General features: G+C 62.5%; 5 protein-coding genes (1 of these 5 cut by a window edge). 1 reads left to right on the top strand and 4 read right to left on the bottom strand.

Annotated elements, in window-relative coordinates:
• Window positions 1-387, bottom strand: partial view of a PaaI family thioesterase gene (locus tag F8A10_RS03720; RefSeq protein ID WP_029372362.1) — the 5' portion only. It extends 36 nt beyond the left edge of the window; 387 of the gene's 423 nt are visible here — the first part of the coding sequence; the start codon lies at window positions 385-387; its stop codon lies off the left edge, out of view.
• An 84-nt stretch (window positions 388-471) separates the two neighbouring features.
• Here F8A10_RS03720 and F8A10_RS03715 point away from each other — a divergent pair, with 84 nt between their 5' ends.
• Entirely contained in the window at window positions 472-1,272 is an 801-nt protein-coding gene (locus F8A10_RS03715; RefSeq protein WP_152366711.1) for an enoyl-CoA hydratase, read from the top strand.
• Here F8A10_RS03715 and F8A10_RS03710 read toward each other — a convergent pair.
• The 3 genes from F8A10_RS03710 to F8A10_RS03700 all read right to left on the bottom strand — a co-directional run bounded on the left by F8A10_RS03710 (window position 1,269) and on the right by F8A10_RS03700 (window position 6,466).
• Window positions 1,269-2,012 carry a cytochrome c biogenesis CcdA family protein gene (locus tag F8A10_RS03710; protein ID WP_010398180.1) on the bottom strand — a complete coding sequence of 248 codons (744 nt, stop codon included), beginning with the start codon at window positions 2,010-2,012 and terminating at the stop codon, window positions 1,269-1,271. The two genes, F8A10_RS03715 and F8A10_RS03710, sit on opposite strands and share 4 nt — an antisense overlap.
• A 76-nt stretch (window positions 2,013-2,088) precedes the next feature.
• Window positions 2,089-4,653, bottom strand: coding sequence for an Rne/Rng family ribonuclease (locus tag F8A10_RS03705; RefSeq protein WP_152366710.1), 2,565 nt, complete (start codon window positions 4,651-4,653; stop codon window positions 2,089-2,091).
• A 487-nt stretch (window positions 4,654-5,140) separates the two neighbouring features.
• Window positions 5,141-6,466, bottom strand: a complete 1,326-nt coding sequence (locus F8A10_RS03700; RefSeq protein WP_010398174.1) for a sigma-54-dependent transcriptional regulator — start codon at window positions 6,464-6,466, stop codon at window positions 5,141-5,143.
• Window positions 6,467-6,478 lie beyond the last annotated feature (12 nt).

The raw sequence follows: 6,478 nt of genomic DNA, 5'->3' as shown, positions 1-6,478 counted from the left end.
ACGCGCGACCGGCTCATCGCTGCCTTCCGAGCGCATCAGCACCTCGCCGACCGCCAGTACCCGCCCAAGCTTAAGGATACGACAATCGGCCAGTAAATCGCGCCCAGACTCAGGTTTGCGCATGAAGTCGATCGAGGCGTTGGTCGTCACCGCCAGCGCCACCTCTCCGATGCGGGCAAGGATCGCCAGATAGATCGTCACATCGGCAAGGGCAAACATTGCCGGACCGCTGATGGTACCTCCCGGGCGCAGATGTTGTTCATTGACCAGCAGCCGGGCAGTCATTTGCTGCTCATCCAGCGCCTCGACGCGGATCTGCCCCGCGACTTGCGGAAAATTCCGGTCAAGAAATACGTTCAGCGCCTCGCGGTCCATCACCAATGCCATGCTTCCCCCCTGTCGGAACCACAGCTAGAGTGATCGGCAAGGCAGGGAAAAGACAAGCCGCATCATAGCTGTCAGGAGGAAAGCATGAAGGACGGAAATCCCGAACCGCTGGTACTGCGTCAGGACGAAGGCGCCGTTGCCCGGCTGATCCTGAACAGCCCAATGAATTACAACGCTCTTTCCACGGCGATGATCGATGCACTTTCCGATGCGCTGGACGAGGTGGCGGGGGATGAGGGCATCCGCGCCATCATACTTGCCGCGCGGGGCAGGGCTTTCTGCGCCGGTCACGACCTGCGCGAAATTCAGGGCGCGCGGCGTGACGAAGATAGCGGTCGCAACGCCTATGAACGGCTGTTTTCACGCTGCGCGGCGATGATGCAAAAGCTCCCTGCCCTGCCCCAGCCGGTGATTGCCGAAGTGCAGGGCATCGCCACCGCTGCCGGCTGCCAGCTGGTCGCCAGTTGCGATCTGGCTGTCGCGGCAGAAGGCGTGCGTTTTGGCGTCAACGGCGTGAACGTCGGGCTTTTCTGCTCAACCCCCATGGTGGCGCTGTCGCGCGCCATTCCGCCCCGCGCTGCATTCGAGATATTGGTTACCGGCGATTTCATCGACGCCGCCCGGGCGCGCGAGTTGGGGTTGGTAAACCGGGTGACTCCGACCGCAGAGCTTGGGGCAGAGGTTATGGCGCTGGCGCAGCAAATCGCCGCCAAACTGCCCGCAGCGGTGCGGATGGGCAAACGCGCCTTTCACGCTCAGCGCAACCTCGGCCTTGCAGAAGCTTACGCGACCACCGGCGCAGTGATCTGCGAAAACCTGCTACGGCCCGACACAGCCGAAGGCATTCAGGCTTTTCTGGAAAAACGGCCGCCGAACTGGGATTAACCCAGCCCCGCCAGCCAAGGAAAAGTTTCAAGCAGCCAATAGGCAAACGCAGGGAATGCACCAGTCAGCAGCGCGATACCGACCACGACCAGAAGCCCGCCCATAATACGCTCGATCAGCTTCAGATGCGGCTTGATCCGATTCATCAGGCCGATGGCACGGTTGATGAAAATGGCCGAAAGCAGAAAGGGAATGCCCAGCCCTAAAGCATAGATCGCCAGCAGCGCCGTTCCCTTGCCCATCGCCCCGCCGGTCGCGGCCAGGGACAGGATCATGCCAAGCTGCGGTCCGATACAAGGTGTCCAGCCAAAGGCAAAGGCCAGCCCCAGCACATAGGCACCAAGTGCGCTGCCGCCCTGCTCTTTCGCATCAATCCTTGCCTCGGTATCAAGAAAGGGAATGCGCAGGACATGCAGGAAATGCAGGCCAAGCAGGATCACCACCACACCAGCGCCACGCGCCAGCAGGTCCTGCCATTGCAGGAACATCCGCCCAAAGGCCGATGCCGCCATGCCCATCAGCAGGAAAACAGTAGAGAGCCCAAGAACAAAGAACAGCGCCGGCACGACCGCGCTGCGCTCGCCCGATTTTAGCCCGCCAACACCGACCCCGGTCATATAGGCCAGATAAGGCGGCACGATCGGCAGCACGCAGGGCGACAAAAAGGACAGGATACCAGCCAGCAACGCAACCGTCGCGGCAGGCAAGAAGGCAGCATCTGCAAGCTCGATTCCCAACATGCCCGGTACCTTGGCTTATGAAGAGGGCGCGGGAAAGCCCCGCGCCCCTCACGCTTTCGTGGAAAGCTGCGACAGATCAGCCCATCGACCACCAGCCGCGACGCTTGGGCCGGGACGCTTCCTCGACAGCGGGTGCGGGCGCGGGTTCAGGTTTTGCCGTGACAACCTCTTCGACCAGCGCTGGTTCAGGCTGGGCCTCGACATCGGTTACCTCGTTTACCGGCTCATCAGCTATCGTGGGCTCCGGCTCGACAGCCTCGACTGGTTCGACAGCAGGCTCTGCCTGATCGACAGTCCCGGCTGGCGCGCCCTCGGCCACGGCCTCTTCCGCAGGCGCGGCGGTGACCGGATCAGCAGAGGCGACAACCTCGGCTGCCTCAGCCTCGGCAGGTTCGTCAGCCTTGCGACGGCGGGCACGAGTGCGGCGACGGGGCTTGGCTTCCTCCTCGGCCTCAGCAACAGGGGCGGGTTCAGCGACCACCTCGGGCTCAGGTTCCGCCACGTCCGGCGCTTCGGCGGTCACCTCTGCCTCGGCCTCATCTTCACCCTCGGCCAAGGCGTCATCAGCCCCGTCCTCACCGTGATGGGCATCACCTTCACCATTGCGGCCACCCCGGCGACGGCGGCGGCGGCGGCGGCGCTTGCCAGCCGCATCGCCATCCCCATTTTCGGCCCGCGCATCATCGACGCGCTCTTCGGTGGCATCCTCTTCGGTTTCCGTTTCCTCGGCGGGCTCTTCGCCGTCGATCTGCGCCATCAGCCGTGCATCGACCGAGACAACAGGCGTCACCACCTCAGGCAGGTTGCGGGTTGCGGTCTTGAATTTCTCAAGCGCGTAATCGGGCGAGATCAGCGTCGGGTCGGCCTCGACCCGCACGGACAGACCATAACGCGCCTCGATCCCGGCGATATGTTCGCGCTTGGCGTTCATCAGGAAGTTCGCCACAGCGACGGGTGCCTTGACCAGCACTTCGCGCGAACGCTTACGGGTACCCTCTTCCTCGATGGCACGCAGGATGGTCAGCGCCAGACTGTCGTCCGAGCGGATCAGACCGGTGCCATGGCAGTGCGGACAGGGCTGTGTGGTCGATTCCAGCATGCCTGGCCGCAGGCGCTGGCGCGACATCTCAAGCAGACCAAAGCCCGAGATGCGCCCGACCTGAATGCGCGCCCGGTCGGTCTTGAGCCGTTCCTTGAAACGTTTCTCGACCGCAGCGTTGTTCTTACGCTCTTCCATGTCGATGAAGTCGATGACGATCAGACCGGCAAGGTCGCGCAACCGCAGTTGCCGCGCGATTTCCTCGGCAGCCTCAAGGTTCGTCTTGAGCGCGGTTTCCTCGATCGAGCCTTCCTTGGTGGCGCGGCCCGAGTTCACGTCGATGGCGACCAGCGCCTCGGTCACGCCGATGACGATATAGCCACCCGATTTCAGCTGCACGACCGGGTTGAACATGCCAGCCAGATAGCTTTCGACCTGATAGCGCGCATAAAGCGGCATCGGATCGCTGTAATGCTTCACGTTCTTGGCGTGGGACGGCATGATCATCTTCATGAAGTCCTTGGCCGTGCGATAGCCACGCTCGCCCTCGACCAGAACCTCGTCGATCTCTTTGCTATAAAGATCGCGGATCGTGCGCTTGATAAGGTCGCCTTCCTCATAGATCGGGGCGGGCGCGATGGACTTGAAGGTCAGATCACGGATCTGCTCCCACAGGCGCATCAGATATTCATAGTCCCGCCGGATCTCGGTGCGGGTGCGCTGGCTGCCAGCGGTGCGGATGATGAGGCCCGCCCCCTCTGGAACCGCCAGTTCCGAGGCGATTTCCTTAAGCTTCTTGCGGTCGGCAGCATTGGTGATTTTGCGGCTAATCCCGCCACCACGCGCGGTATTCGGCATCAGGACACAATAGCGACCGGCCAGCGACAGATAGGTGGTCAGCGCAGCACCCTTGTTGCCACGCTCTTCCTTGACGACCTGGACCAGCATGATCTGCCGGACCTTGATCACCTCCTGGATCTTATAGCGGCGGGCGCGCGGCTTTTTGGGGGCCCGGATTTCCTCGGCCACGTCCTCTTCGGCGACGGATTCGATACCATCATCCTCATCGCTGTGCTCGGACGCGTTTTCCTCGGCGGGTTCGGCCGTCTCGGCGGGCTCGTCGCCGGCGTCACCGCTCGTCGGCAGTTCTTCGACCAGAACGGTTTCACCCTCCGACGGGTCCAGCACGGTCATGCCGGCGATCTCTTCCGAGACCTGCACAGCATCGCCATTCCCGGTAGCGGCTGGTTTGGCGGATTTGCGGCGACGGCCATTGCGGCGGGGCTTTTCGCCCTCATCAGAGTCGGCCACAGCGGCCTGACGCTCCTCTTCCAGAAGCGCCTGCCGGTCGGCAGCGGGGATCTGGTAATAATCGGGATGGATCTCGGCAAAGGCGAGAAAGCCGTGGCGGTTGCCGCCGTAATCCACAAAGGCCGCCTGCAACGAGGGTTCGACCCGCGTGACCTTGGCCAGATAGATATTGCCGGTTATCTGTCGCTTGTTGACTGTCTCGAAATCAAATTCTTCGACCTTGGTCCCATCGACCACGACAACCCGAGTCTCTTCGGGATGCGTGGCGTCGATCAGCATTTTCTTTGACATGTTTCCGTCTTTCGGACAGCCGGACCAACCCGCCCAAAGGCGGGGGCAAGACCCGGCTGCTGTATGAGGGGACGGCGAAAGCCGCGCGGCCAGCAGCAATCGCGGCGGTCAGGGTTTTCCCCTGCCACCGTTGCCGATCAAGCTGCGCTGCGCGATCCATCGCGTCTGTTTACCTTTCTTGGCCCCTTGCCGCTTGCGCGGCTAAAGGGCGGCGATCACGATTGCCCAGAGGCCCGACAGGGCATGGGCAGATTTTCCCGCGCGGGACACCACCGGCACGTCATACGTGTCGCGGCTGGCTGGCGCGCTGCGAAACTGGCAAGAGGGGGCGTCCGTAAATTGAAGGCGCCCCGCCCTACAGGGGCAAGATAGCGGGGAAGGGCACGCAGATACAATCTGTTTTTGGCCCAGGCCCCGTTTGGCCCCCGAATGGGCGGCGCCCTGCCCTGCTCAGGACAGATCCAGCCGCCCGGACAGCCGGGCCCGCCTAGAGGTAATCGCTGCGGCTCAGCCCGTATTTCGCCATCTTTTCGTTCAGCGTACGACGCGGCAGGCACAGTTCGTCCATGACTGCGGCAATACTGCCCTTGTGACGGCGCATGGTGTTGTCGATCAGCATTTTTTCAAAGCTTTCGACATATTCTTTCAGCGGCTTGCCCTCGGTCGTGGTGGCCTGCTGCATATCCTCACCATCCGCCATCAAGAGCGAGGCGATCGACCCCGAGCCACGGCGGTTTTGCAGAACGGCACGCTCAGCGACATTGATAAGCTGACGCACGTTGCCCGGCCATGGAGCCTGCAAAAGCTGCGCCGCCTCTTGCGCGGTGACCTGCGGCGGCTCGCAACCGTACTCCTCGGCAAATTGTTCGGTCATGCGGGTAAAGAGCGCAAGGATATCCTCGCCTCGCGAACGCAGCGGCGGCAAGGTGATCTTAAGCGCGGTCAGCCGGTAGAACAGGTCGGGACGCAGCGAATCCTCGGCCCGACGCCCTTCGCCACGCGCATTCGAAATGGCGATGATCCGGGTCTCGGCCGGGGTACCCTGATCAGCGATAAAGGCCAAAAGCCGGGCCTGCAACGGGTCCGACAGCGCCTCGATATCTTCAAGGCACAGGGTGCCGCCGCGCGCCTCTTCAACTGCGGGCAGGCCACTTTCAACGGGGCCGAACAGCTTTGCCGCCAGAATCTCGTCATTATAGGCAGCGCAGGAAATCGGCACGAATTTCTTGGACGCGCGCGGCCCCACGGCATGCAGCGCATGAGCAACCAGCGTCTTGCCGGTGCCGGTCTCGCCGTCGATCAGCACATGGCCGTCGGCCTGCCCCAGATCAAGGATATCCTCGCGCAGGCGGTCCATGACCGGGCTGGTGCCGATCAGTTTGGACATGACCTGCTGTCCTTCGGACAGGTCACGGCGCAGGGCACGGTTGTCCAGCGTCATGCGACGCGCCTGCGTCGCTTTCTTGACCAGCTCGGTCAGGCGCTCGGGGTTGAAGGGCTTTTCCATGAAGTCCATGGCGCCGATGCGCATCGCCTCAACCGCCATCGGCACATCGCCATGGCCGGTGATGACGATGACCGGCAGACCGGAATCTATATTCATCAGGCGTTTGAGGAAAGCCATTCCGTCCATGCCCGGCATGCGGATATCCGAGATCACGACCCCCGGCCAGTCGGCGCCGATCATCTTCAGCGCCTCATCGGCGCTGGCAAAGGTTTCGGTGTCAAAGCCTGACAGCGCCAGCCACTGACTGATCGATTCACGCATGTCGGGTTCGTCATCGACAACGGCTATCTTCAACGTGCGGCTCATGGGCCCTTACCT

The organism is Paracoccus kondratievae (genome assembly GCF_009301415.1).
In the GTDB taxonomy this organism is placed as follows: Bacteria; Pseudomonadota; Alphaproteobacteria; order Rhodobacterales; family Rhodobacteraceae; genus Paracoccus; species Paracoccus kondratievae.
The sequence above is the reverse complement of the archived record's forward strand: the minus strand, read 5'-3'. Positions and strand labels throughout refer to the sequence as shown.

Coding starts and splice junctions, on each gene's coding strand:
- F8A10_RS03705 (WP_152366710.1), bottom strand. CDS start 4,653: ATGTCAAAGAAAATGCTGATCGACGCCACGCATCCCGAAGAGACTCGG.
- F8A10_RS03700 (WP_010398174.1), bottom strand. CDS start 6,466: ATGAGCCGCACGTTGAAGATAGCCGTTGTCGATGACGAACCCGACATG.
- F8A10_RS03715 (WP_152366711.1), top strand. CDS start 472: ATGAAGGACGGAAATCCCGAACCGCTGGTACTGCGTCAGGACGAAGGC.
- F8A10_RS03710 (WP_010398180.1), bottom strand. CDS start 2,012: ATGTTGGGAATCGAGCTTGCAGATGCTGCCTTCTTGCCTGCCGCGACG.